This is a genomic window from Streptomyces siamensis (assembly GCF_039543605.1).
GTDB lineage: Bacteria > Actinomycetota > Actinomycetes > Streptomycetales > Streptomycetaceae > Streptomyces > Streptomyces siamensis.
Window position 1 is genome coordinate 16,658 of record NZ_BAABKB010000043.1, and the last position, 24,199, is coordinate 40,856.

Annotated in this window: 21 protein-coding genes; 9 read left to right on the top strand and 12 right to left on the bottom strand. The window is 72.0% G+C overall.

Going from position 1 to position 24,199, the window contains the following annotated elements; all coding sequences use genetic code 11:
* Positions 1 to 138: 138 nt before the first annotated feature.
* Entirely contained in the window at positions 139 to 1,557 is a 1,419-nt protein-coding gene (locus tag ABEB03_RS39215) for a HEAT repeat domain-containing protein (protein WP_345657756.1), read from the bottom strand.
* Positions 1,558 to 1,857: 300 nt separating this feature from the next.
* On the bottom strand, positions 1,858 to 2,250 hold the full coding sequence (locus ABEB03_RS39220) for an ankyrin repeat domain-containing protein (protein WP_095932966.1): 393 nt from the start codon (positions 2,248 to 2,250) through the stop codon (positions 1,858 to 1,860).
* Between the two features lie 347 nt (positions 2,251 to 2,597).
* On the opposite strand from ABEB03_RS39220, the gene ABEB03_RS39225 reads away from it, so the two are divergent.
* Positions 2,598 to 2,792 (top strand): hypothetical protein, encoded by a 195-nt coding sequence (locus ABEB03_RS39225; protein WP_028803620.1) that lies wholly within the window; start codon positions 2,598 to 2,600, stop codon positions 2,790 to 2,792.
* A gap of 37 nt (positions 2,793 to 2,829) precedes the next feature.
* Positions 2,830 to 4,455, top strand: coding sequence for an ATP-binding protein (locus tag ABEB03_RS39230; protein ID WP_345657757.1), 1,626 nt, complete (start codon positions 2,830 to 2,832; stop codon positions 4,453 to 4,455).
* A 246-nt stretch (positions 4,456 to 4,701) separates the two neighbouring features.
* Here the strand turns inward: ABEB03_RS39230 and ABEB03_RS39235 are convergent, their stop codons facing one another.
* The gene (locus ABEB03_RS39235) at positions 4,702 to 6,201 is read right to left on the bottom strand and encodes an SCO1417 family PLP biosynthesis transcription factor (RefSeq protein ID WP_345657758.1); all 1,500 of its coding nucleotides are present in this window, start codon (positions 6,199 to 6,201) and stop codon (positions 4,702 to 4,704) included.
* A gap of 99 nt (positions 6,202 to 6,300) precedes the next feature.
* Between ABEB03_RS39235 and yczE the strand changes: the two genes are divergently transcribed.
* The 4 genes from yczE to ABEB03_RS39255 all read left to right on the top strand — a co-directional run bounded on the left by yczE (position 6,301) and on the right by ABEB03_RS39255 (position 9,782).
* Positions 6,301 to 6,999 carry a membrane protein YczE gene (gene yczE, locus ABEB03_RS39240; protein ID WP_459115357.1) on the top strand — a complete coding sequence of 233 codons (699 nt, stop codon included), beginning with the start codon at positions 6,301 to 6,303 and terminating at the stop codon, positions 6,997 to 6,999.
* Positions 6,996 to 7,763, top strand: a complete 768-nt coding sequence (locus tag ABEB03_RS39245; RefSeq protein ID WP_345657759.1) for a glycerophosphodiester phosphodiesterase — start codon at positions 6,996 to 6,998, stop codon at positions 7,761 to 7,763. Before yczE ends, ABEB03_RS39245 begins: the two co-directional genes overlap by 4 nt.
* 42 nt (positions 7,764 to 7,805) lie before the next feature.
* Complete coding sequence (locus tag ABEB03_RS39250) at positions 7,806 to 9,152, top strand: MFS transporter (RefSeq protein ID WP_345657760.1); 1,347 nt, start codon at positions 7,806 to 7,808, stop codon at positions 9,150 to 9,152.
* A 255-nt stretch (positions 9,153 to 9,407) separates the two neighbouring features.
* The gene (locus ABEB03_RS39255; RefSeq protein ID WP_003977404.1) at positions 9,408 to 9,782 is read left to right on the top strand and encodes an RNA polymerase-binding protein RbpA; all 375 of its coding nucleotides are present in this window, start codon (positions 9,408 to 9,410) and stop codon (positions 9,780 to 9,782) included.
* Positions 9,783 to 10,217: 435 nt separating this feature from the next.
* Here the strand turns inward: ABEB03_RS39255 and fxsA are convergent, their stop codons facing one another.
* From fxsA to ABEB03_RS39275, 4 genes are all read right to left on the bottom strand, one after another.
* A complete protein-coding gene (fxsA, locus tag ABEB03_RS39260) occupies positions 10,218 to 10,790 on the bottom strand; it encodes an FxsA family membrane protein (protein ID WP_345657761.1) in 573 nt (190 codons plus the stop codon).
* Between the two features lie 151 nt (positions 10,791 to 10,941).
* A complete protein-coding gene (locus tag ABEB03_RS39265) occupies positions 10,942 to 11,733 on the bottom strand; it encodes a polyprenol monophosphomannose synthase (protein ID WP_345657762.1) in 792 nt (263 codons plus the stop codon).
* Positions 11,734 to 12,276: 543 nt separating this feature from the next.
* Positions 12,277 to 13,902 carry an amidohydrolase gene (locus tag ABEB03_RS39270; protein ID WP_345657763.1) on the bottom strand — a complete coding sequence of 542 codons (1,626 nt, stop codon included), beginning with the start codon at positions 13,900 to 13,902 and terminating at the stop codon, positions 12,277 to 12,279.
* Positions 13,903 to 13,968: 66 nt separating this feature from the next.
* Positions 13,969 to 14,409: an Lrp/AsnC family transcriptional regulator gene (locus ABEB03_RS39275; protein ID WP_028803629.1), complete on the bottom strand. Its 441-nt coding sequence runs from the start codon at positions 14,407 to 14,409 to the stop codon at positions 13,969 to 13,971.
* Positions 14,410 to 14,675: 266 nt separating this feature from the next.
* Between ABEB03_RS39275 and ABEB03_RS39280 the strand changes: the two genes are divergently transcribed.
* The gene (locus ABEB03_RS39280) at positions 14,676 to 15,113 is read left to right on the top strand and encodes a hypothetical protein (protein WP_345657764.1); all 438 of its coding nucleotides are present in this window, start codon (positions 14,676 to 14,678) and stop codon (positions 15,111 to 15,113) included.
* Between the two features lie 10 nt (positions 15,114 to 15,123).
* Here the strand turns inward: ABEB03_RS39280 and ABEB03_RS39285 are convergent, their stop codons facing one another.
* From ABEB03_RS39285 to ABEB03_RS39300, 3 genes are all read right to left on the bottom strand, one after another.
* Positions 15,124 to 16,236: a phosphotransferase family protein gene (locus ABEB03_RS39285; protein ID WP_345657765.1), complete on the bottom strand. Its 1,113-nt coding sequence runs from the start codon at positions 16,234 to 16,236 to the stop codon at positions 15,124 to 15,126.
* 13 nt (positions 16,237 to 16,249) lie between these two features.
* Entirely contained in the window at positions 16,250 to 17,362 is a 1,113-nt protein-coding gene (locus ABEB03_RS39290) for a hypothetical protein (protein ID WP_345657766.1), read from the bottom strand.
* A 1,043-nt stretch (positions 17,363 to 18,405) separates the two neighbouring features.
* Positions 18,406 to 19,614: an acyl-CoA dehydrogenase family protein gene (locus ABEB03_RS39300; RefSeq protein WP_345657768.1), complete on the bottom strand. Its 1,209-nt coding sequence runs from the start codon at positions 19,612 to 19,614 to the stop codon at positions 18,406 to 18,408.
* A 400-nt stretch (positions 19,615 to 20,014) separates the two neighbouring features.
* Here ABEB03_RS39300 and ABEB03_RS39305 point away from each other — a divergent pair, with 400 nt between their 5' ends.
* The gene (locus ABEB03_RS39305) at positions 20,015 to 21,283 is read left to right on the top strand and encodes a glycoside hydrolase family 18 protein (RefSeq protein WP_095932978.1); all 1,269 of its coding nucleotides are present in this window, start codon (positions 20,015 to 20,017) and stop codon (positions 21,281 to 21,283) included.
* Between the two features lie 93 nt (positions 21,284 to 21,376).
* Here ABEB03_RS39305 and ABEB03_RS39310 read toward each other — a convergent pair whose 3' ends face one another.
* Together ABEB03_RS39310 and ABEB03_RS39315 are read right to left on the bottom strand one after the other, a co-directional pair.
* On the bottom strand, positions 21,377 to 22,078 hold the full coding sequence (locus ABEB03_RS39310; RefSeq protein WP_345657769.1) for a TetR/AcrR family transcriptional regulator: 702 nt from the start codon (positions 22,076 to 22,078) through the stop codon (positions 21,377 to 21,379).
* 256 nt (positions 22,079 to 22,334) lie between these two features.
* A complete protein-coding gene (locus tag ABEB03_RS39315; protein WP_107469320.1) occupies positions 22,335 to 22,481 on the bottom strand; it encodes an SCO1431 family membrane protein in 147 nt (48 codons plus the stop codon).
* A 213-nt stretch (positions 22,482 to 22,694) separates the two neighbouring features.
* Here ABEB03_RS39315 and ABEB03_RS39320 point away from each other — a divergent pair, with 213 nt between their 5' ends.
* Positions 22,695 to 24,176, top strand: a complete 1,482-nt coding sequence (locus tag ABEB03_RS39320; RefSeq protein WP_345657770.1) for a M1 family metallopeptidase — start codon at positions 22,695 to 22,697, stop codon at positions 24,174 to 24,176.
* Positions 24,177 to 24,199: the final 23 nt, after the last annotated feature.

Here is a 24,199-nt window from a genome sequence, read left to right on the forward strand (position 1 = left end):
CCGGTGTTGTCGCCGTGCCGGACGTGGACGCGTCAAAGTGGATCTTTCCGCGCGGGGAACGTCCCATGAGCGTTGCGCTGCGCCCCTGTCCAGGTCAGCCCGCGTCCACGCCCCCCTGACTCACGGGTCACCGAACGTTCATACGGCGGGCATGTCGGGTCCGATCCGGCTGCGGACCGCTGTCTGGACATCGGCCTCCTCGGCCGGATCCGCGGCCAGTCGGCGCAATTGGTCCACCACGCGCGCGTCACCGGTCTCGGCGTGCCGTGCGGCGACCTCGCGGGTGGTCTCCTCGCAGTCCCACAGGCATTCGACGGCGAAGCCGGCGGGGAACGAGGGGTCGGTGGCGGCCAGGGCGCGTGCGGCGCGCCCGCGCAGATGGGACGACGCCGTCTCCCGGTAGATGTGCCGCAGCACGGGGGCGGCACAGGCGATGCCGAGCCGTCCGGCGCCGTCGACGAGGGTCCACAGGGTGGGTGCGTCGGGGCCTTCGCCGCGTACCGCCTCGCGCAGTGCGCCGAGGACCAGTTCGCTGTCCTGGGCCCCGCCCCGGCAGGCGAGCATCCGCCCGGCGGCGGCCCCCAGGACGTCGGGCCGGTGCGCCCAGCCGCGCGCCCGGTCGACGGCGGCGACGCTGCGCATCCGCTCGAAGGCGTCGACGGCGGCGTCCACGACGGCCGTCGAACCGGTGGCGACGGCCGTCTCGATCAGGTCGGGGGCTTCGGGGTCGTTGCCGTCGGCGAGATAGCGCAGGGCGGTGCAGCGCGCACCCTCCCCGCCGTCGCGTGCGGCCGCGACGATCTCCGCCCGGTCCTCGGGACCCGCGACGGCCATGAGGCAGCGGGCGGCGGGGACGTGCAGTGCCGCGCCGCGGTCGATGCCCTGCTGCGCCCAGTCGAAGACCGCCTGCACGCTCCAGCCGGGCCGGGGCCCGCTGGGTCGCATCTGGCGCTGCCAGCGGTCGAAGGAGCCGGCCTCCTGGGCGCCGCGCACACGCGTGCCGACGAATGCGCGGGGATCGTCGGCCCACAGCCGCCAGGGCCGGGGTTCGAAGGCGTCGCGCACGGCGGTGGCGAGGGCGGCCTCGCCCTCCGGATCGGCCGGGAAGCGGGCGAGCACGGGCTCGGCCAGGGCGCGCAGTCCCGCGTCGTCGTCACGCAGCGCCAGCTCGTCCAGGGCCCAGGCCCAGTTGGTGCCCACGGCGGCGTACCTGCGCAGCAGTTCGAGCGCGTCGCGCCTGCCGTACGAAGCGAGGTGGCCGAGCACCGCCAGGGCGAGCCCGGTGCGTGACTCGCACTCGTCGAGGGTGTCCTCGACGTCGAAGAGGTGGCGCTCGATCTCGTCGAGTTCGCCGCTCAGGTCGAGGTAGAGGCGGGCGTAGTAAAGGGAGCGGTTCTCCACCTGCCAGTCGTGGCGGGGGTCCCGCAGCACACAGTGGTTCAGAGCCGCGAGCGCTTCGGCTCGCGGTGCGGTGAGCGCGTGCAGCGTGCCGTCGCCGCGGCCCCTCTGGAGCAGGCCGAGCAGCGTGGCGCTGGGCGCTATGACCGGATCGAACATGGGAAACAGCCTCACATCAAGCGTCGACGCAACCGGGAACCTGGATTACCTGGCCGCGTGACAACACGTCGGAGCGCCCGCCGTTTCTTGCTTGCTGTAGACCATCTTCCTCTGCCTCTCGTCGGTGGCCCATGCGGGCCGCATCACGGCCCGCGCGGTGCGGCAACACCTGCCCAGCCATCGCGTCCGTGAATCACGACGTCATGATGACTCGGCAGTTCTTCCTGCCGCGACCGTATTTCCGGCGGCCCCGTACCGCCTCCCCCGTTTTTTACGTTTCGCCTGGTCAGGACATACGCGTCAGTGCGCGCCGAACAATTCGAGCAGTTCGGTCTTGCCGAACATGCGCGCGGTGTCGACGGCCGAGGGCGTCCCGGCGGCGGGATCGGCACCGGCGTCCAGGAGCACCCGGATCACGGCCTCCTCGCCCTTGAAGACGGCACCGGCGAGCGGTGTCTGGCCTCGGTCGTTCACACGGTCGGCCTCGGCGCCGCGCTCCAGCAGGGCGCGGACGGCCTCGGCGTGGCCGTGGTAGGCGGCGAGCATCACGAGCGAGTCGCCGCGGTCGTTGGTGAGGTTGGCCGGAACACCCGCGTCGACGTACGCCACGAGCGTCTCGGTCTCGCCGCGGCGGGCCAGATCGAAGATCTTGGTCGCCAGCTCCACGACCTCGGGGTCGGGGGCTTCACTCATCGGCCGGACCGCCTCTCACAACGACTACAACGGGGACTGCGGGAGCTTACGACAGCGAGCGGAGCTGTCACGCCCGGACCTGCACGGGGCCGGGGATGCGCCCGTACGGGTGAATCGCCAGCGTACTGGCTCCGGCGGCACATGACCGGCCCCGCCGACGGCAAAGATCACAGCGGATCCACGGGCCGACGACGGACGCATCAGGCCCGCCCGGGCGCCTCAGGACGACTCTGCCACTTGGATGAAATCGCCAGAAAATCACCCAGTTGCACCTTTTATCGTATGGATACATCCTGTGATCCTGGAAGTACTCATGGTGACTGTCCCCACGAACCAGGAGAGCTCAAATGATCCTGTCCATCTCAGGTGTGGTCCTGCTCGGCGTCATCGTCTTTCTCTTCTTCCGCAAGGACGGCCTCAAGGCGTCGCACTGCCTGGTGTCGACCCTGTTCGGCTTCTACCTGGCGAGCACGGCCATCGCACCGAGCATCAAGGCCGGTGGCGAGAGCCTGGCGAGCCTCCTCGGCGGGATCAAGTTCTGACGCCCCTCCCCCTCGCACGCACCACCAGGAGACAGCAGTGGCCCGGCGCCCCCTCCCCCGCATTCTCAGCAACGGCAGCGCGCAGATCGCCCGAAGCCGGGAGCTGGCCAGGACGGCGGCCGACAGCGCCACCGATGTCCTCCACCCGCTGATCACGATCACCCGTGGACTGCGCCGGCTGGCCGGGGCCGGACGGCGCAAGTGGGCCGACACCCCCAAGGACCGGCGCGGGCCGCTGCTGTTCCTGGCGGCCTCCGCGGTCCTGGTCGTGGCTCTGCTGCCATACGGACCGCTGCTCGCCGCCATCAGCCTGATGGCGGCGGCAGCGTGGACCGGACGCGAACGCGCGGCGCCCGCGCCCACGGGCCCCGACGAGTCCCAGATCCAGCGCCTCCAGTCCCTGTACGAGGCCCTGGTCCCGTACTTCTCGACAGCCGACGACCCCGCTCCCCTGTACGCCCACGGCGGCGACTGGGAGAAGGCCTTCCCCACGTTCGAGTTCGACGACGACGGGCGCGTGTCCCGTCTCCTCGTCCGCTATCCGGCGTACTTCACGGACGGCGAGGCGGAGTCCCGGGCCCGGATCGAGCAGTTGCTGCACGCGAAGTCGGGGCGCGGTCGCGAGTACCACTTCGCGTGGGACGAGGAGGGCAACGAACTCACGGTCGACGTGCTGCCTCCCCTCCCCACCGACATCGCCGCCCAGCGCTTCGTCACCGCGCCGGGCGAGACGGTCCTCGGCTTCACCGACCCGGCCGACGTCCAGCGCACGCTGCCCCTCACCCACGGCGAGGAACAGCGTGACGTCCCGCCCGTCGTCTGGCGCACGGGTGTCCGCTCGACCGAGCCGCACCTGCTGATCGCGGGCCAGCCCGGCAGCGGCACGACCACCCTGCTGCGCTCCATCGCCCTCCAGGCCCTCCAGCACGGCGACGTGGTCGTCGTCGAGGGCGCGGGCACCGGCGAGTACGCCTGCCTGACCGGCAGGGACGGTGTGCTGGCCGTCGAGTGCGCGCCGGCCGGGGCTCTCGCGAGCCTCGAGTGGGCGGCGCACGAGACGGAGCGGCGGCTGATCGCCGCCAACCGCGCCCGGCAGGCGGGGCACCCCGCTCCGGACGACGTCAAGAACCCGTTGTGGATCCTGCTGGACCGGCCCAGCGCTCTGGGCCACCTCGCCGCCGCCGACGGGCGCAACGACCCGCAGGGGCTCCTCCAGGTCCCCCTCCGCCACGGCAGGGCGGCCGGCGTCATGGTGGTGGTGGCGGAGCACTTCGACAGCCTCGACTGCCTCAGCGACGCCGTGCGGCAGCACACCCGCGCGCGCGTGGTGCTCGGCGCGGCGTCCTGCGAGCAGCTGGAAGCGGTGCTCGGGGCCCCGCCGCACACCACGCCGACCCGGGACGTCCCGCCCGGGCGCGGCTACGCCCGGCTCGGGAGCGGGCCCGTCCTCCGCCTCCAGGTTCCGGCGACTCCGGACCCGTACGACGACACGACCAGCGAGGCGCAACGGCAGGCCGTGCTCGGCCTGCTTCCCGGACGGACGACTCCGGGTGCGCCGGACGCCCGGCCCGCCGAGGCACTCCCCGTGGAGGCGCAACCCACGAAGTCCCTCACCGCGGACGCCCAGCCCACGGCGTCCCTCCCGGTGGTGGCCGAGGGCTGAGACCCCCGTCCCGTTCCGCACCTTCTCGTCAGGCCTGAGCCGAAGTCCCTCGGCTCAGGCCTGACGCTGTCGAAGCCCGGTGCACGCGCGGCGGCGTGGTCCTCGGCCGTACGGTTTCGGGGCTTCGGGGCTTCGGGGCTTCGGGGCTTCGGGGCTTCGGGGCTTCGGGGCTTCGGGGCTTCGGGGCTTCGGGGCTTCGGGGCTTCGGGGCTTCGGGGCTTCGGGGCTTCGGGGCTTCGGGNGGCACTACGCCACGAACGTGCGCGGCGCCTCGTTCCCGGTGCTCGCGCCGCTCTCGACCAGGCGGGCCGCCGCCGCCAGGCGCACCGCGGCCTCCTCGGCCACGGCGCCCCCCACGGTGAACGGCAGGCGCACATAGCCCTCGAAGGCGCCGTCCACACCGAAACGGGGGCCGGAGGGGACGCGTACGCCGACGCGTTCGCCCATCTCGGCCAGGCGGGAGCCGGACAGCCCACCGGTCCGCACCCACAGCGTGAGGCCGCCCCGGGGCACCGAGAACTCCCATCCGGGCAGCTCACGCCGCACCGCGGCCACGAGGGCGTCGCGGTTCTCCCGGGCCTGGCCGCGCCGGATGTCCACGGCCTGCTCCCAGCCCCCGGTGCTGAGCAGCCAGTTCACGGCGAGCTGCTCCAGCACGGGTGTGCCCAGGTCGGCGTAGGCGCGGGCGGCGACCAGGCTGCGGATGACGTCGGGAGCGGCGCGCACCCAGCCGATCCGCATCCCGGCCCAGAAGGCCTTGCTCGCGGAGCCGACGGTGATGACGGTCGATCCCGCCGGGTCGAAGCCGCACACCGGGCGCGGCATGTCCAGACCGTCCTCCAGATGCAGCTCGCTCATCGTCTCGTCGACGACGAGCACCGTGCCCGCCGAGCGTGCCGCCTCCACGAGCCCCCGCCGTCGGCCCTCGTCCGCGAGGGCACCGGTCGGGTTGTGGAAGTCGGCGACCACATAGGCGAGGCGGGGGGCCGCGTCGCGCAGGACCTGCCGCCAGCGGTCCATGTCCCAGCCCGCGAGCCCCTCTGCCATGGCGACGGGCACCAGCCGGGCTCCGGCCTCGCGCATCAGCTGGAGGATGTTGGCGTAGGAGGGGGACTCGACGGCGATGCGTTCGCCACGTCCCGCGAACAGGTGACAGATGGCGTCGATCGCGCCCATCGCGCCGGTGGTCACCATGATCTGCTCGGGCATGGTCGGGATCCCGCGCGCGGTGTACCGCTCCGCGATCATCGAGCGCAGCGCGGGCAGTCCGGCGGGATAGTCGCCGTGCGTGTGCGCGTACGGCGGCAACTCCTCCAGGGCGCCCTGCACGGCGCGGGTGAGCCACGGCTCGGGCGCGGGCAGCGCCGCGCAGCCGAGGTCGATCACGGACCCGAGGGCCTCGGGGGGCAACGGTTCCAGGCCGCGGGCGGGCAGCGGGTTGCCGGCCGGCACGGCGGTCCAGCTGCCCGCGCCGCGCCGGGACTCCAGGAATCCCTCGGCACGCAGCGCCTCGTAGGCCGCGGCGACGGTCGTACGACTGACGGAGAGGGACAGCGCCAGTTCCCGCTCGGCGGGCAGCCGCGCGGCGACCGGCACCCGGCCCTCCAGCACCAGCAGCCGGATGCCGTCGGCGAGGGCGCGGTAGGCGGGCGGGCGGCGGGTCCCGGGGCCCGCGGGCCGCTCCTGCTGGGAGTTGAGGAGCCGGGCGAGCTGTGCGGCGCCCACCGCCGAGGTCCACTGCGCCATGATTTCCAGTCCACCTTCCCCGAATTGGCCATGGATGGCTTTTCTTCTCAAGCCACAGAGTGTCACGAGCCAGGCCAGTCCGACCACAGGGGGCACCACTTGTCCATCCGCTCCGCGCTTTCGCACCCCGTCGGGAGCCCCTCGGGCCCCCTGTCCCGGCGGCTGCCGCGCCGCCTCGTCCAGCTGTACGTGGGCCTGGCCCTGTACGGCGCGAGTTCGGCGCTCCTCGTGGAGTCGGGGCTCGGCCTGGAGCCCTGGAACGTGCTGCACCAGGGGCTCGCCGAGCTGACCGGTCTGACGATCGGCGTGGTGTCGATCATCGTCGGGGCAGCGGTCCTGCTGCTGTGGATCCCGCTGCGCCAGCGCCCGGGCCTCGGCACCGTGTCCAACGTCTTCGTGGTCGGCATCGCCATGGACGGCACATTGGCGCTGCTGCCGGACGCGCACACACTGGCGGTGCGGATCCCGCTGCTGGTGGCGGGCGTCCTGCTGAACGGCGTGGCGACCGGCCTCTACATCTCGGCGCGCTTCGGCCCGGGGCCCCGCGACGGCCTGATGACGGGCCTGCACCGGCGCACCGGCCGCTCGATCCGCGTCGTGCGCACGGTCCTGGAAGTGGCCGTCGTCGCCACCGGCTTCGCGCTCGGCGGCACGGTCGGCGTCGGCACGGTGCTGTACGCGGTGGCGATCGGCCCCCTCGCCCAGCTCTTCCTGCGCGTGTTCGCCGTCCCCACGGCACCGCCCGGCAGCGCCGTCGTTGCCGCCGGGCAACCGGAGCGCGCGATACTGCCCGGGTGAGCACGCGCATACGCCATCCGTACCTCGACCATCCCGGCCCGATCGCGTTCGCGCACCGGGGCGGGGCGGCGGACGGCCTGGAGAACACCCTCGCCCAGTTCCGCCGCGCGGTGGAGACGGGCTACCGCTACATCGAGACCGATGTGCACGCGACGGCGGACGGCAGGCTCGTCGCCTTCCACGACGACACCCTGGACCGGGTGACGGACGGGGCGGGCCGGATCGCGGACCTCCCCTGGGACGACGTGCGCCACGCGCGCGTGGCGGGCGAGGAACCGGTGCCGCTGTTCGAGGAGCTGCTCGACACCTTCCCCGACGTGCGCTGGAACGTGGACGTGAAGGCCGAACCCGCGCTCCGGCCGTTCCTCGACCTGGTCGAGCGCACCGGCGCCTGGGACCGCGTCTGCCTCGGCTCATTCTCCGAGGCACGGGTCGCGCGTGCCCAGCGCCTGGCCGGGCCTCGCCTCGCGACGTCGTACGGCACCCGCGGTGTCCTCGGCCTGCGGCTGCGCTCCTGGGGAGTGCCCGCGCCGCTGCGCCGCTCCGCGGTCGCCGCCCAGGTGCCCGAGTCGCAGTCCGGTGTGCCGGTGGTCGACCGCCGCTTCGTTCGGACCGCGCACGCGCGCGGGCTCCAGGTGCACGTGTGGACCGTGAACGAACCGGAACGGATGCACCGGCTCCTGGACCTGGGAGTCGATGGCATCATGACCGATCACATCGACACGCTGCGCAAGGTCCTGGAAGACCGGGGCACCTGGTTCTGAGCCTCCTCGCGCGGTCCGTTCACGGGGAAGCGAGGGGCACGGGTGAGCACTGACACCGTGCGCACGGAGCCGGCCGACGAGGCCGCCGAGCGCCGCCGCGAGCAGCGCGGCTGGTACTTCTACGACTGGGCGTGCTCCGTCTACTCGACGAGCGTGCTGACCGTCTTCCTCGGCCCCTATCTCACGTCGGTCGCGGAGCACGCGGCGGACGCGGACGGCTTCGTCCATCCCCTGGGTATCCCGGTCCGCGCCGGCTCCTTCTTCGCCTACGCGGTCTCGGCGTCCGTCGTCCTGTCGATCCTCGTGATGCCCCTGGCGGGCGCGGCGGCGGACCGGACGGGCCGCAAGAAGCCGCTGCTCGCGGCCGCCGCCTATCTGGGCGCCGCGGCCACCACGGGCATGTTCTTCCTGGACGGCGACCGCTATCTGCTGGGCGGGGCGCTGCTGGTCGTCGCCAACGCCTCGGTGGCCGTGTCGATGGTCCTCTACAACTCCTACCTGCCGCAGATCGCCCCGCCTGAGGAACGCGACGCCGTCTCGTCCCGGGGCTGGGCCTTCGGATACGCGGCCGGTTCCCTGGTGCTGGTCGCGAACCTGGTCCTGTTCACCGGCCACGACTCCTTCGGCGTCTCCGAGTCGACGGCCGTCCGCATCTGCCTGGCGTCGGCGGGCATCTGGTGGGGCGCCTTCACCCTCGTCCCCCTCAAACGGCTGCGCGACCGCCGTACGACGCCCGCCGGGCCGTCGACGCACGGCTGGCGGCAGCTGGCGGCCACGGTGCGGGACATGCGCGGCAAACCGCTCACCCTCGCGTTCCTGCTCGCGTACCTCGTCTACAACGACGGCATCCAGACCGTCATCTCGCAGGCCTCCGTGTACGGCTCCGAAGAGCTCGGGCTGAGCCAGTCCACCCTGATCGTGGCCGTCCTGCTGGTCCAGGTGCTCGCCGTCGGCGGCGCGCTGGGCATGGGGCGGCTGGCCCGTGTCTACGGCGCGAAACGTACGATCCTCGGCTCGCTCGTCGCCTGGACGGTGACCCTGGGGGCCGGGTACTTCCTCCCCGCGGGCCGGCCCGTCTGGTTCTTCGTCCTCGCCGCCGGCATCGGCCTGGTCCTGGGCGGCAGTCAGGCGTTGTCGCGCTCCCTGTTCTCGCATCTGGTGCCGCGCGGCAAGGAGGCGGAGTACTTCTCGGCGTACGAGATGAGCGATCGCGGGATGAGCTGGCTCGGGCCGCTGCTGTTCGGTCTGACGTACCAGCTCACCGGAAGTTATCGGGACGCGATCATCTCGCTGGTGGCCTTCTTCGTCATCGGGTTCGTGCTGCTCGCCCGGGTCTCGGTGGCGCAGGCGGTCCGCGACGCGGGGAATCCCGTACCGGACAGGATTTAGCACCCGGCGCCAAAGAGCGGTAGTGTACGCGTTTGGCCTGCCAGGCGTACCGTTACTGCGCGTCAAAGATGCTGAAGCGTTGGGTGACATCTGTTCCCAGATGTGACAAACCGGGCGGCTGTGGGTACAACAAGGGGCGGCTACGACGGCGACGCATGACCCGGAACGGGAATCTTTACCGCCGACCGGACGTTGACCGGATGACGACGACAGCGACACCTGTCCTGTGGGCGACAAGCCCGGGAGGCACGATTCATGAGTGAGCGAGCTCTTCGCGGCACGCGCCTCGTGGTGACCAGCTACGAGACGGACCGCGGCATCGACCTGGCCCCGCGCCAGGCCGTGGAGTACGCATGCGAGAAGGGGCACCGGTTCGAGATGCCCTTCTCGGTCGAGGCGGAGATCCCGCCGGAGTGGGAGTGCAAGGTCTGCGGGGCCCAGGCACTCCTCGTGGACGGCGACGGCCCTGAGGAAAAGAAGGCCAAGCCTGCGCGTACCCATTGGGACATGCTGATGGAGCGGCGTACCCGAGAGGAACTCGAAGAGGTCCTCGAAGAGCGCCTGGCCGTCCTGCGCTCCGGCGCGATGAACATCGCGGTGCATCCGCGGGACAGCCGCAAGTCCGCCTGACCCCACGGGGCCGGACGGCATACACATAGCACGCCGAGACCGCGGGCACGTACGTCAGTCGTACGGGCCCGCGGTCTCGTGCTGCCTTGGACCCGTCTCGCGTGCGGCCCGGGCACGTACGTCTCGCGTACGGGCCCGCGGTCTCCTGCTGCCTTGGGCCCGTCTCGCGTGCGGCCCGGGCACGTTCATCGTGCGCCCCGGGCACGTCTCGCGTGCGGCCCCGGGCCGTGTCGCGGGCCGTCCCGGCCTCCGGGCGCCCCACGAACCGCTCGTCCCGCGCCCCCAGGCCCACACAGCCGCCCGGCACAGCCCCGGCCCACCCGTCGCCGCTCGTGCGCATCCCGGTCGCGCCACGCGGGCACCTCGCCCCGCATGCGCGAGGACCCCGCCCTCGGCTGGGCGGGGTCCTCGCGACGGGCGTACGGCGCCCGGAGGTCAGCGGGTCAGCGGCGGGTACTCACCGTGCTGCGGGCTCGGCCGGTCCTCGTCCCTGATGACCTCGCCCGGCACCACCTTGCCGTCGGGGCGATGGATGCGGGCCTGCTGGAACGCGTCGCCGAAGGTGCCGGGGACGGCCTCCCGCATCTTGCGGTCGAGGGTGCGCTCCGCGTACCGGCCGACGGCCTTCTGGACGGCCGGGATCAGCAGGAGAAGACCCACGGCGTCGGAGATGAGCCCCGGGATCATCAGCAGCAGACCGCCGAGCATCATCAGGCCGTTGCCCCGGCCGCCCTGGCCGGCGGGCGCGACACCGCTCTGCTGCCGCTGCAGCGTCTCGCTGAGGTTGCGGAAGGCACGGCGCCCGGCGCGCTTGATGACCACCCCGCCGAGCACGAATCCGGCGGCCAGCAGCAGGAACACGGCGAAGCCGCTCGCCGTCCCCGCGACCATGGTCAGCAGCCAGATCTCCAGCACCAGCCACGCCGCGATGCCGAGCGGCAGGAAGGTGCGCAGCCGCGATCGCCGCGGCCGGGCGGGGTAGGAGGAAGTCGGAACGCCAGTCGTCATGCTCCCAGTGTGCCTGGACCCGGCTCAGTACGGGATAAGCGGATGATCGGCCGCCCCACCCTCCACGGGAGAGCGTCCCCGCCTGGGCGAGGGGCACGAGGGAGGGCGGCCGGGCGCCGGGGGGATGCCCCGCGGTGGCGTCCGGGGTGCGTCAGGAGGACTTCCGCCCGGTGATCCGTCCGACCCGCTCCCCCACACCCCACGTGGTGACGCGCCACAGCGCCTCCACCAGGATGTCGCGGCTCATCTTGGAGTCGCCCAGTTCCCGCTCCACGAAGGTGATGGGGACCTCCACGACGTGGTAGCCCGCCTTCACCGCGCGGCGCGCGAGGTCCACCTGGAAGCAGTAACCCTGGGAGGCGACCTCGCCGAGTCCGAGGCCTTCGAGGGTCTCGCGCCGGAAGGCACGGTAGCCGCCGGTGACGTCACGGATCGGCACGTCGAGCAGCACGCGCGAGTAGAGGCTGCCGCCGCGGGAGATGAACTCGCGGGACTTGGGCCAGTTCACCACCCGGCCGCCCGGCACCCAGCGGGAGCCGAGCACGAGGTCCGCTCCCTTGAGCGCGGTCAGCAGCCTCGGCAGTTCCTCGGGCTGGTGCGAGCCGTCGGCGTCCATCTCGATGAGTACGCCGTAGCCGTGGTCGAGGCCCCAGCGGAAGCCCGCGAGATACGCGGCGCCGAGTCCTTCCTTGCCCTTGCGGTGCATCACCTGGACGTTGTCGTCCTCGGCGGCCAGCTCGTCGGCGAGCTTGCCGGTGCCGTCCGGACTGTTGTCGTCGGCCACCAGGACGTGGGCCTCGGGCACGGCGGCGCGTACGCGACCGACGATCCGCTTGATGTTCTCCGCCTCGTTGTAGGTCGGGATGATCACCAAGGCCGTGCCGAGCGGGCCGAACTGCCTCCCCTGGGCTTGTGCCGCGAGGGTCCCGTCGCCGTCGTTCACTGCTGCCCCTTCAAGTCCGTACGCAGAGGTCCACCATAGTGCGCCCAACCTGCACTGCTGCGTCGGCGCGTCACTACCGGGGTGTCGATTCGACAAGAACGGGGTAAGACTGCGTTTTCCGGAGGCCGGAGGCGTGTGCTGCGGGATCGGGGCCCGGCGCCCTTCGGGCCGACCAGGGACTCGCTGGCTGCGAGTCGACCGAAAGCCGTTGTCTACTGAACGTCCGGGCCCCACCCGGGTCACACCTGCCGACTTGTCGGAACGTTCCCTCGCCTCGTGGCGCGGGCGCTGGGCCTGGCTCCCAGTGGTGGTGCGCCGGTGCGGCACATCACCCCTGACCCAGCGGCGCCTCGACGGCCGCGCGGAAGTTCCCCGGTCGGACGTCCGGTGGTGGACCCGGCCGAACCTACCGGCCCCCTGCGGCCCGGTGTCAACAGTCGTTTGAGCTGCGGCTTTCCACACAAACCCCTGGTCAGTGCGGAGGATGCGCAGGTCGCGCGACAGGGCCGCGAACGACGACGGGGGCCACGCCACCCCCGGACATCACTCGTTAGGCCGTACGAATACCGTCCGGCCGCCGACGACGGTGCGCAGGCAGACGGGCAGGTCGCCTCCCGGGGTCAGGTCCGGCAGTCCGGGCGTGCCGGACCGGGGGTCCGTCGACCAGCGGGCGACGCGGTCGTCCGGGGCCTGTACGACGAGGTCGCCGGTGCGCCATACGGCGTAGTCGGCGGGCGCTCCGGGCACCAGGATGCCCGCGTCGTCACGTCCGACGGCCCGCCAGCCGCCCCGCGTATGCGCCGTGAAACCGGCGCGTACGGACACCCGGTGCTCAGGTGTGCGGTGGAACGCGGCGGCCCGTACGGTGCCCCACGGGTCGAGCGGGGTGACGGGGCTGTCGGAGCCGAACGCGAGCGGTACGCCGCTGCGCAGGAGGGCGGCGAAGGGGTTGAGCGCGCGGGCGCGTTCGGCGCCGAGACGCTGCGCGTACATGCCGTCCTCGCCGCCCCACAGCGCGTCGAAGGCGGGCTGCACGGAGGCGGTCAGGCCGAGCTCGGCGAAGCCCGCGATCGTCTCGGGGGTGAGCATCTCGGCGTGCTCGACGCGGTGCCGGGCGGCCCGGACCCGGGCCAGGCCGACCTTCTCGGCGGCTGCGCGCACGCCCTCGACCACCGAGGCCACAGCGGCGTCGCCGATCGCGTGGAAGCCCGCCTGGATGCCGGCCTCGGTGCAGGCCACCACGTGCGCGGTGACCGCGGCGGCATCGAGGTAGGCGGTGCCGGTGTGCCCCGCGTCGGCGTACGGCTGGTGCAGGCAGGCGGTGTGCGAGCCGAGGGAGCCGTCGGCGAAGAGGTCACCCGCCGCGCCCAGCGCGCCGAGCGCCCGGGCCCTCTCGATGCCCTCCTCGCCCGCCTCGGCCCAGTAACCGACGACCCGGGGGCCGGGCTCCTCGGCCGCGAGCCGCAGCAGGGCGGCGAAGTCGTCCTCGGAGGAGATGTCGGGGCCACCGCATTCGTGCACGGATCCGATGCCGAGCGAGGCGGCGTGCGCGAGGGCGGCGCGCTGGGCCCGGCTCCGCTGCTCGCCGGTGACGGCGCCGAGGGCCGCGGCGCGCACGGCGTGGTGGGCGTCCCGCGTCAGCGGGCCGTCGGGTGAGTAACCGGCCTGGTCGGTGACGCCCGGGACCAGGTCGAGGAGTGCGGTGGTGACCACGGCCGAGTGCACGTCGATGCGGGAGAGGTAGAGCGGCCGGCCGCAGGTGGCCTCGTCGAGTGCGGCGCGCGTCGGGGGCTGTCCGCCGGGCCAGCGGGCCGCGTCCCAGCCGTGCCCGAGCAGCACCCGGTCGCCGGGGTGGGCGGCGGCGAAGTCGCGCACCAGGGCGAGGGCCGTGTCCAAGGTGCGGGCGCCGGACAGGTCGAGGCCGCTGAGCGCGAGCCCGGTGGCGGTGGTGTGCACGTGCGCATCCGTGAACGCCGGGGTGACCAGGGCGCCTTCGAGGTCCACGACTTCGTCGACCCCGTCCACGAAGGCGTCGGCCGCGCCCTCGGAGCCGACCCAGGCGACTTGCCCTCGCTCCACGACCATCGCGGTGGCGAAGGGGTCGGCGGGACTGTGGACCTCTCCACCGCGCAGCAGCACGGTGTCCGACGAGGCGGTGCTCTCACTCATGGAGACAGTCTCGCGCCTGTCGGCACGCTCCCCGCGCGCGGGGCCCGCAAAAAGGGGCGAACGACGTCAGATCCGGGGCGGTCGCGCCTCGTAGGGCGTGGACAGCACGACCGTCGTACGGGTCGACACACCCGCCAGGGTGCGCAGCCGGGCGAGAAGCTCCTCCAGCTCGTGCGGGGTGGAGACGCGCACCTTGAGGATGTAGTTCTCGTCGCCGGCGACGCTGTGGCAGGCCTCGATCTCCGGGACGTCGGCGAGGCGCTCCGCGATGTCGTCCGGGGCGCTGGGGTCGAACGGTTTCACCGAGATGAAGGCGGTCATGGGCAGACCGACGGCCTCCGGGTCCACTACCGCCGCGTAGCCGCGGATCACGCCGCGCTGCTCCAGCCGGCGCACGCGCTGATGCACGGCGGACGTGGACAGGCCCGTGGCCTTGCCCAAGTCGGTGTAACTCATCCGCCCGTCTGCGACGAGCAGCTGCACAATCTGTCGGTCCAGCTCCTCCATGACGCAAGAACCTACAGGGCGCTTGATCCCCCGGATACCTCAGCAGCGCAGGTCATACCCGGTTTGTGATGTGTCTGTGCGTGAGCCGTGCGGCGCGCGGGGGACAAAACGACCGGGCCGGGCACCTGCACACGGCATGTGACGAACACCACACGCATGCAACCGGGTCCGAGATGTTCTCGTGATTACCGCAGAGACCGGACGGGAAGTGCTTGCTGTGGTCGAGGCCGCAGCGCCTTGTCGGCCCACCCGAGGGGGAGAATCCCATGCAGAGTCTTAAGCGCCCTGGCCGTACGGCACCCAAGCGGCAGCAGCCGGTTGTCGAGCCCGAGCCGGAGGGCGTCGAACCGGACGCCCTGGACGGCGAGGAGTTCGACGCGTACGACACCTTCGAGATGTACCGGGTGATCTGCCCGGACTGCGCGCAGCCCATCGCGCTCCTGGCGGACGAGGAGTTCCTGCCGGAGCACGCGCTGTGCGCCTCGCCGTGGAACCCGTTCGGGCTCACGGTCTGCTCGGGTACCGGTCGCGCGGCGGCCGACGCACGACCCGCGGACGAGTCCGCGGAACCCCAACAGCAGGACATGGCCCTGCTGTTGACGCTCCCTCAGGGGCTCGACTGGCGCACGCAGCCGTTCTCCCACGTGGGTGGTCCGGGCTCGCGCCCGATGCGCATCCCCGTGATGCCGCGCCAGGCCGCCTGACGCCGCGGCCTCAGCGGCCGACGCCCGGTCCGTCCCAGTAACTGCCCTGCACCATGGCACGCAGGCTGCCGTGGTGCAGGATCAGTGTGTCCGGGTCCGTGGGCACGGCGACCTCGCCGAAGTGCGCCTGGCGGTAGGCGACGCGCAGCATGACGATGGCGTGCCGCAGCGCGGCGTACAGGGTGTAGAAGTCCATGTCCCGCGGTACGTGGCCGGTGAGTTCGGCGTAGCGCCGTTCGACGCGGTCGCGGCGCAGGAAGCCGGGCAGGCCTGCCTGGCCGAAGCCCACGGTGAGGTCCTGGAAGAAGCGGTGCAGATAGACGGTCCAGCCGAGGTCGACCTCACGCGGGGCCGGGGCCGCCATCTCCCAGTCGAGGACGGCGGCCGGTTCGAAGCCGTCGTAGACGACGTTCCCGATGCGCGCGTCACCCCAGTTGAGCACCGCCTCGCCCTCCTCGCGCGGCCAGAGCTCCTCGAGACGTGCGAAGGCGCTCTCGATCAGCGGCGAGCGTGACAGGCCGTCAGTCACCCACGCGTAGTAGGCATGTTGGGATGCGACATGGCGGCGCAGCGGACTGCCGTCGCCGGGCAGCGCCAGGAAGTCGGCCTCCTTCACGGGCACCTGGTCGTGCAGTCGGGCCAGGAGTCCGATCGACGCCGCCTCCAGGTGCGCGCGCTCGTCGTCGCTCGCCGCGTGCAGCCAGTTCCCCTCGTACGTGTAGGGCATCACGTCCGGTGGCACGCGCCCGTCGACCCGTTCCATGACGAAGAAGGGCGCCCCCAGCGGCGCCGGGTCCTCCTCGAGCCAGAGCACCCGCGGCACCGGCAGGTCGGTGCGCTCGCCGACCAGGCACATGGTGCGGTACTGCCGCGGCATGTCGTACACGGGGAACACGGTGTACGCCGACGGGTCCGCCGCGAGTCTCAACGCGCAGCCGCGCAGGGGTGGTTCGGGATGCTCGATGTCGAACAGCAGGGTCTCGCTGGACATTCCGTTGGACGCGGGGACGGTCACGTCGACGGCCTCGGCGCCGGGCAGTCTCGTGCGCAGCCAGGCGGTCAGCCGGCGCGCCAGTTCCTCGGGTTCGCGGGTGGTCGTGCGGGGACGTGGTGCGGTGGCCATCTGACCACTCCCATCAGGGCGCTACGGAGTCGAAGCCGGTGAAGCCGCTCGGGTCGTGGCGGCCGAACGAGCCGTGCTCGAAGATCCCGTGACCGACCTGCCCGTCGAGGGTGAAGCGGGCCGCGTGGTCGACCACCCCGTACGCGGCGAGCGGATGCGCGGCGGGGTCGGAGAGGTCGTAGACGCGGCGGTCGGTCCAGTCGCGACCGCGCCAGGTGCCGTGCTGCCAGTCGTCGGCGGGTGGATAGCCCGCGCCGACGGCGAGCGGTGACGAGGCCAGCACCTGCACGCCCAGTTCCAGGGGTTTGCGGCCGACGGGGTCCGTGAGGTGCACGACGGCCGAGGTGGGCTCGCGCGTGCCGGACCGGTAGGTGATGTCGACCTGGGGCCAGCCGAGTTGGAGATCGCGGTGACCCTCGCGCACGAGGGTCGCGTCGTTGAGCGTGCGATGGCCGTCGGCGTCCTCCTGCACGACGACCATGAGGAAGCGGTCGTCGAAGCGGACCGGGCACCAGATCCAGTGGAACCCCTCGGTGGGGTTCTCCTCGGCGAGCCGGCCGCCCTCCTCCCCCGGGGTCGGACGCACTCCCCAGCTGCGGTCACGGGTGCCGGTCCACTCGCCCGCCGAGACGGGTATCTCCTCGCCGTCGACGCGGATGACCCCCTGGACGCCGCCCGCCTGCACGAAGCGGCGCCCTTCCAGCGTCAGACGGCCACCGCGGCGCTGGATGTGGTGCGGCTCCCACAGGGCCGGGAAGTCGGCGGTCCAGGTGATGTCGTAGGACAGGGAGTCGTCGTCCGACCGGAGGCGCAGACGGCGCAGCGGCTCCTCGACGGTGATCCGCAGCGGGCCGACGGCAAGGTTCATGCGGTCGTCGCCGAGCGCGTCCGACGCCCGTATCGCGTGCAGGCGGTCTCCGAGACGCAAGGTGGCGTAGGCGTCGATCACACCGAGGTTCGGATAGACGCCGAGGCCGAGGATCAGCAGCGCTCCGCCCTGGTGGTCGAGGACGTGGAAGATGCACCGGTCGTACGCGTTCCGGTCGCCGGTGGCGACGTGCCTCATGGACAGGGGCACCTGGTGCACCGGGTACTCGTCTAGGGCAACGGGACGGTCGTCGGGCACGGCAGGCCTCCCTGGACGCACGGCGGTCGACATCGCGCGACAGGGTGCGGCCCGGGCACGACGGCGAATTGACGGTACGTCAGATATTGCCGCACGGCCAGATCCCGCACGCCGGGCGATACGTCCCGCGACCGCATGCCGCGGCCCGGGCGATACGTCCCGCGACCGCATGCCGCGGCCCGGGCGGAGCGCCTCGGCGTCGCGTGCCGCGTCCCGGCCCGGACGCCGGACGTCGCCGCGCCGGACGACGCCCGGCGAGGGCACGGGCGCCCGGCTCCGCACGCCGCGGGGGCACACCCCGGCACCGGGAGCCTCGACCGGGCCCCGGGGCGGCGGAGCACCCCACCCAGGACCGCAGGACCTCGGCGAGGCCCCAGCAAGGCCGCACACCGCTGTCGGCACCCATACCCGAGCACGACACCCATCCGGGCCGGAGAACCCGCGGGCAATACCCCGCGCGAAGCCCCGGCCGGGCCGCACGCCCCAGCCGGGACCCCTGCCCGAGCACGACACCCATCCGGGCCGGAGAACCCGTGGGGCGACCACATGCGGCCGGGGGACCGCTCGATCGCGGACCGCCTCACCGGATGCGCGCGCCCCACAGACCCGCCGCGAAAGCACCGGTCACGGACCGGCCGCGCGAGATGCGCGTGCCCCCACGGGCGGCCGCGAGCACGCCGACCACGCGGTGGGGCACGCCGGGCAGGGGGCCCGCCCGCCGGCGTCCAGGCGCCGCGCCCGACAGGCCCCCGTACGGGCTTCGAGTGAACTCACGGTCGATTCCGTGCGCGGGTGACCTGCCCGGCCGCCCGCGCGTTGCCCCGGTATGACCCCCACCTACTCCGCGACCGGTCGTCGGCGCCGGATCTTCGTCCCCGCTCCGACAGAACCGGTTCGGCAGGGGCCCCCGCCGAACCCGGATCCGCCCATCTACCGCGCCCTGATCCGCACCTGGGCCGATCGCGGACGCACGCTGCCGGGGCGGCACGACCCGGAGTGGGTCAGGCTGGCCGCCCCGTCGGCGATGTACGGGTACGCGCAGTTCAGCGCGAGTCGGGACCCGCGAGGTGACGCGCGATGACCATGCGCTGGATCTGATTGGTGCCCTCGACGATCTGGAGCACCTTGGCCTCGCGCATGTAGCGCTCGGCGGGGAAGTCCGCGGTGTAGCCGTAGCCGCCGAGCACCTGCACGGCGTCCGTGGTCACCTTCATCGCCGTGTCCGTGCACAGCAGCTTGGCCATGGCCGCCTGCTTGGAGAACGGCCGTCCCGCGTCGCGCAGCCGTGCCGCGGCCAGGTACAGCGCCCGGCCGGCCTCGATCTGCGTCGCCATGTCCGCGAGCATGAAGCGCAGCCCCTGGAAGTCCGAGATGGGACGCCCGAACTGCTGACGGCCGGTCGCGTAGGCCACGGCCTCGTCGAGCGCCGCCTGGGCCAGGCCGATGGCGCAGGCCGCGATGCCGAGGCGTCCGGAGTCGAGCGCGGACAGGGCGATGGCGAACCCCTGGCCCTCGTCCCCGAGCCGGCGGTCGTCGGGGACCCGCACCCCGTCGAGGTGGACCTGGGCGGTGGGCGAACCCTTCATGCCCATCTTCTTCTCCGGCGGCGCGGCACTCAGCCCCGCGGCGTCCCCCGGCACCAGGAAGGCCGTGATGCCGCGGGGGCCCTGGCCGCCGCTGCGGGCGAGCACGGTGTAGAAGTCGGCGACACCGCCGTGCGTGATCCAGGCCTTGGTGCCGGTGATCACCCAATCTCCCCCGCCCTCGGCCCCGCTCGCGCGGGAGGGGTCCCCTTCCTCGCGCACGGCCTTGGTGCGCAGCGAGGCGGCGTCCGACCCGGAGGACGGCTCGGAGAGGCAGTACGCGCCGAGGAGTCCGCCGCCGAGCATCGCGGGCAGGTGCTCGACCTGCTGTTCCTTGGTTCCGTAGTTCGCGAGGGCGTGGCAGGCGAGGGTGTGCACGCTGACGCCGAGGCCGACGGTGAGACGGGCCGCGGCGAGCTCTTCGAGCACCTGGAGGTAGACCTCGTACGGCTGGTCACCGCCGCCGTACTCGGAGTCGTAGGGCAGACCGAGCAGACCCGATTCGGACAGCAGCCCGAAGACGTCCCGCGGGAAGCGTCCGGCGTCCTCCTCCTCGGCCGCCTTCGGGGCGATCTCACGCTGCGCGATGTCGCGGACGAGCGAGATCAGATCCCGGGCCTCGTCCGTGGGCAGTTGACGGTCCACCGGCTGCGGGGCGCGGTCGGGCATGGCGACGCTCTCCTCCCTGTCGGGCACATCGGCGGACGCACACCTGGGTGGGGCTGCTCCGCCGGGTCTCACCTGGCCCAGCCGATGCTCCCGCTCCGGGTTGCGGAACGCGCTGATCAGCGGCTGTGGCGCTGTGAGTATGCCCGATCGGAGGCATCGAGTCACCAGTTAACGACCGCTTACTCAAAGAAAGGGAAATTGGTCCGAACCATTGACGCACTGGTCTAGTCCTCCTAGGGTTCCTCCAACGCCTTAACGCGTTCATGCCAAGCAGCATCGACAGGCCCCCGTGGCCTGGCGTCCGACGGGCCGAGCGGCCCGCAACAGGCGGGCCCCGCGGCCGTCGGCAGGTCCAAGCACCATCGCCCCCACACGCTCCCCTCCCCCACGAGGAGACACGATGCTCAGACCGCACCGCCCCCGCGCCTCCTTCCGGGCGCTCCTGTCCGCCGCCTGTTGCGCCGTCCTGGGCGCGGGACTGCTCGCCGGTGCCGGCACCGCGACCGCCACGCCCGAGTCCCGCACCGCCGGCACCGCACAGGCCGGCACCGCGCAGGCGGCCGCGGCCGGATCCAAAGTCGTCGGCTACTTCACCGAATGGGGTGTCTACGACCGGAACTACCACGTCAAGAACATCGAGACCTCCGGCTCGGCCGCCAAGCTGACCCACATCAACTACGCCTTCGGCAATGTCACCGGCGGCAAGTGCGCCATGGGAGACGCGTACGCGGCGACGGACAAGGCCTATACGGCCGACCAGTCCGTCGACGGCGTCGCCGACACCTGGGACCAGCCTCTGCGCGGCAACTTCAACCAGCTGCGCAAGCTCAAGAAGAAGCACCCGGGCCTCAAGGTCCTGTGGTCCTTCGGCGGCTGGACCTGGTCGAGCGGGTTCGGCGAGGCCGCGCGCAACCCGGCCGCGTTCGCCCAGTCCTGCTACGACCTGGTCGAGAACTCCAAGTGGGCGGACGTCTTCGACGGCATCGACATCGACTGGGAGTACCCGAACGCCTGCGGCAACACCTGTGACACCAGCGGCAAGGCGGCGTTCAAGAACCTGATGTCGGCGCTGCGGACGAAGTTCGGCAGCGGCAACCTGGTCACCGCGGCGATCACGGCCGACGCCACCGCCGGCGGCAAGATCGACGCCGCCGACTACGCGGGCGCGGCGCAGTACGTCGACTGGTACAACCCGATGACGTACGACTTCTTCGGGGCCTGGGACGCGGCCGGCCCGACGGCTCCGCACTCGCCGTTGAACTCGTACACCGGCATCCCGAAGGCGGGCTTCCACACGTCCGCGACCATCGCGAAGCTCAAGGGCCTCGGCATTCCGGCCTCGAAGCTGCTGCTCGGCATCGGCTTCTACGGACGCGGCTGGACCGGTGTGACACAGGCGGCGCCGGGCGGCACGGCGACGGGGCCGGCGGCGGGCACGTACGAGCAGGGCATCGACGACTACAAGGTGCTCAAGACCAAGTGCCCGGCGACCGGCACGGTCGGCGGCACCGCGTACGCCAAGTGCGGCAACAACTGGTGGAGTTACGACACCCCGTCGACGATCGCCGGCAAGATGAGCTACAAGAACGCGCAGGGCCTGGGCGGCACCTTCTTCTGGGAACTGAGCGGTGACACCTCGAACGGCGAACTGATCAAGTCGATCAACTAGCCGCAGTCGTACGGCGACAGGGGCGGGGGCCCACGGCGGCCCCCGCCCCTGTCGCGTGCGCGCGGATACCCAGTGATCCCGGCGCGGGAACGCTCAGACGCCGTCCCGACGGGCCGCCTCGGGAGCCGGATAGGAAGGGTCGAGCTCCTCGACGGCGCGCATCGCGCCGCCCAGCATCTTCACCAGCAGTTCGCGCATGGTGTCGCGCGGCAGCGCCGGATCGCCGATCCAGTCGAGGGTGGCTCCCTCGACGCTGTACAGCCACCCGAGCAGGGCCATGCGCGGCAAAGGGGCGATACCGCGCCGTCCGCCCGCGCTCCCGGCCTCGCCGCCAAAACGGCGCGCACCCCACGCCCCTTCGGCGATGGTCTCGACGATGACCTCCCGGACACCATCCCGGATGGCCTGCACCTCGGTGTCGAAGCCGACACCTCCGGTGATGATCGTGCGGTACGCGGCCTGATTGTGCTCGGCGTAGCGCAGATAGCCGTCGATCGTGCGGTGCACCCGTTCCTCGGGGGGCAGTTCGAGGCCGCCCGCCGCCCGGGAGATCAAATCCGCCACGGAGTCCTGGACGATGGCGAGGTAGTAGCCGCGCTTGGACTTGAAGTAGTAGTAGATCAGCCCCTTGGCGACATGCGCCTGCCGCGCGATGTCGTCCATCGACAGCGCGTCGTACGACGTGTCGGCGAAGAGCTTCCGTCCGATGGCGATGAGTTCGGCGCGGCGCGCCAGTGAGCGGTCGGTGCCGCGCGCCCGGGGACGGTCGACGTCGCGTTGTTGACTATTATTCAATTCCGGCCCAAGTCTCCACCTGCCGACAGGACATCGGAAGTATGGCAGACCAGGGCCACCTGCTCGATCGACTCCCGTCGATCGCCCACGCGCTCGCCCGGCGCATGGGCCGGGAGTGGAGGTCGCAGGCGCACGAGCGATCCGAGGTGTGCGCCGCCCCCGAAGGGCGCGGAGCCGCCGACGGCGATCAAAGACCTCCGAGCCGGGCGATCAGACAAGTCCGAGCCGGGCGATCAGAGCAGTCCGAGCCGGGTGATCAGAGCAGTCCGAGCTGGGTGATCAGCATCGCCACTACGACCACGAGGGTCCAGCCCAGCACGTGCTCAAGGATCTTGGGGCCGTCTTCCTGCGGCCCGCCGGTGCGGGCGCGGGCACGGGAGCTGGTGGCGGAGGTCGCGGTCATGGCATCTCGCTGACGTAGTGGTGCGGTGGCGTCCCCCGCTTCGGCCGGCTCCCCACCGGCTCGTCCACCTTGCCACCGGCAGGGGTCGCGGCGGTAGAGACCTCCGTCACGCACACACTTCGACGTGGTTCGAATGGCCCGTGATTCCACAACGATGCGCGGGGACTGTGCGTCTCCTCACACGAAAGCGGTCAGCCAACCGAAAGGTCTTCGATGAGCACGTTCCGGACGCCCCGCCGCAGAGCTCGCCTGGCCCTCGCGGCGGCGATCACCGTGGCGGCCGCCCTGACGGGTCCCGTCTCCCAGGCCGCGCCTGCCACGTCCACGGCTCCCTCGCCCGGTGCGCCCGGGCTCGGCGACCCGATCTTCCCGCTCGACGGCAACGGCGGCTACGAGGTCGGCCGCTACACCCTCGACTTCGACTGGCAGGCCCCGAGGACGCCCTTCGAGGCCTCCGCCACTATCAGGGCGACCGCGACGCAGGCCCTGTCCCGCTTCGACCTCGACTTCGCCGGCAACACCCTGCACTCGGTGACCGTGAACGGGAAGACGGCCACCACCGTGCGCGACGGGGACGAGCTCGTGATCACCCCGAAGGCGGCCCTGCCCCGGGGAAAGGCCTTCACGGTCAAGGTCACCTACACCGCCGACCCGACCCGGATCCGGCACCGCGACGACGCCATCGAGGACTACGGCTGGATCCCCACACCGGACGGCACGGTGCTCTATCCGCAGCCCGACGGCGCCAAGATGATCTTCCCGTCGAACGACCATCCGAGCCGGCGCGCACCCATCACCTTCCACATCACGACTCCGGCCGGACTGTCCGCGGTCGCCAACGGCAAGCTCACCGGGCGCACCGAGCAGGCCGACGGGCGTGTGAAGTGGACGTACGACTCCGAGCAGCCGCTGGCGACGCAGCTCGCGCAACTGGCGATCGGCCGGTTCACCTTCGTCGACGGCACCGGCCCGCACGGGCTGCCGCTACGTGATGTGGTGCCGGACGACCTGGTGGCGCCGACCGAGGAGTACCGCAAGCTCACCGCCGACCACATCGCCTGGCTGGAGGAGCGCCTCGGCCCCTACCCGTTCGACCGCTACGGCGTCCTCGTCGGCGACACCGACCTGGGCGTGGCGCTGGAGACGCAGTCGCTCTCCCTGGTCCCGAAGGCCGATCTGCTGGGCACACGAGTCGACGCCGAGCGCAATCTCGTGCACGAGCTGGTCCACCAGTGGACCGGTGACAGTGTCGGCATCAAAACCTGGTCCGACCTGTGGCTGAGCGAGGGCCACGCGCGGTTCTACGAGCGGCAGTACTCGCAGGAGCACGGCGGCGACGACTTCGAGACCACCATGAAGACCGCGTACACGAGCCACGACCAATGGCGCCACGACTACGGTGCCCCGGCCGAGCCGACCGAGCCGAACCTCTTCAAGCGGATGCGCTACGACGGCTCGGCGCTCGTCCTGTTTGCGCTGCGCGAGAAGGTCGGCGAGGAGACCTTCGGGAAGATCGAGCGCGCCTGGGTGACGACGTACAAGGGGAAGACCGCGAGTACGCAGGACTACGTCGATCTGGCCTCGAAGGTCGCGGGCGAGGATCTCGACGGCTTCCTGCACCCGTGGCTGTACGGGGCGAAGACCCCGCCGATGCCGAACCACCCCGACTGGGTGGTCGCCCCGGTCCAGGGCTGACCACCCGGGGCGGCCCCTCCACG

Coding starts and splice junctions, on each gene's coding strand:
- ABEB03_RS39285 (WP_345657765.1), bottom strand. CDS start 16,236: ATGGCCACCGCACCACGTCCCCGCACGACCACCCGCGAACCCGAGGAA.
- ABEB03_RS39255 (WP_003977404.1), top strand. CDS start 9,408: ATGAGTGAGCGAGCTCTTCGCGGCACGCGCCTCGTGGTGACCAGCTAC.
- fxsA (WP_345657761.1), bottom strand. CDS start 10,790: ATGACGACTGGCGTTCCGACTTCCTCCTACCCCGCCCGGCCGCGGCGA.
- ABEB03_RS39215 (WP_345657756.1), bottom strand. CDS start 1,557: ATGTTCGATCCGGTCATAGCGCCCAGCGCCACGCTGCTCGGCCTGCTC.
- ABEB03_RS39320 (WP_345657770.1), top strand. CDS start 22,695: ATGAGCACGTTCCGGACGCCCCGCCGCAGAGCTCGCCTGGCCCTCGCG.
- ABEB03_RS39275 (WP_028803629.1), bottom strand. CDS start 14,409: ATGGAGGAGCTGGACCGACAGATTGTGCAGCTGCTCGTCGCAGACGGG.
- ABEB03_RS39305 (WP_095932978.1), top strand. CDS start 20,015: ATGCTCAGACCGCACCGCCCCCGCGCCTCCTTCCGGGCGCTCCTGTCC.
- ABEB03_RS39300 (WP_345657768.1), bottom strand. CDS start 19,614: ATGCCCGACCGCGCCCCGCAGCCGGTGGACCGTCAACTGCCCACGGAC.
- ABEB03_RS39270 (WP_345657763.1), bottom strand. CDS start 13,902: ATGAGTGAGAGCACCGCCTCGTCGGACACCGTGCTGCTGCGCGGTGGA.
- ABEB03_RS39225 (WP_028803620.1), top strand. CDS start 2,598: ATGATCCTGTCCATCTCAGGTGTGGTCCTGCTCGGCGTCATCGTCTTT.
- ABEB03_RS39280 (WP_345657764.1), top strand. CDS start 14,676: ATGCAGAGTCTTAAGCGCCCTGGCCGTACGGCACCCAAGCGGCAGCAG.
- ABEB03_RS39315 (WP_107469320.1), bottom strand. CDS start 22,481: ATGACCGCGACCTCCGCCACCAGCTCCCGTGCCCGCGCCCGCACCGGC.
- ABEB03_RS39235 (WP_345657758.1), bottom strand. CDS start 6,201: ATGGCGCAGTGGACCTCGGCGGTGGGCGCCGCACAGCTCGCCCGGCTC.
- ABEB03_RS39220 (WP_095932966.1), bottom strand. CDS start 2,250: ATGAGTGAAGCCCCCGACCCCGAGGTCGTGGAGCTGGCGACCAAGATC.